Below are 396 nucleotides of genomic sequence, written 5' to 3'. Positions count from 1 at the left end.
GGCCATGGCCCAGGTGCAGCTGCAGGAGTCTGGAGGAGGATTGGTGCAGGCTGGAGGCTCCCTGAGACTCTCCTGTATAGCCTCTGAACGCGCCTTCAGAGGCTATGCCAAGGCCTGGTTCCGCCAGGCTCCAGGGAAGGAGCGTGAATTTGTATCAGCTATTAGCTGGCTGAATAGCAGCATCGCCTATGCAGACTCCGTGAAGGGTCGATTTACTATCAGCAGAGACAACGCCAAGAACACTCTGTATCTGGAGATGAACGGCCTGAAACCTAACGATACGGCCGTTTATTACTGTGCAGCAGATCCGAGTAATCGTTTCTACACCGCCGTCAATCGTTACGACTACTGGGGCCAGGGGACCCAGGTCACCGTCTCCTCACACCACCATCACCA

At 55.6% G+C, this 396-nt stretch carries 1 protein-coding gene; it reads left to right on the top strand.

The window, feature by feature from the left end:
* On the top strand, nt 1-396 hold a 396-nt coding region (locus OO306_RS28245), incomplete at both ends, for a hypothetical protein (RefSeq protein WP_265970405.1).

This window comes from Pseudomonas sp. DCB_AW (assembly GCF_026240895.1).
Classification (GTDB): Bacteria; Pseudomonadota; Gammaproteobacteria; order Pseudomonadales; family Pseudomonadaceae; genus Aquipseudomonas; species Aquipseudomonas kermanshahensis.
Note: the sequence above shows the minus strand (reverse complement) of the source record. Positions and strands in the feature narration are given on the sequence as shown.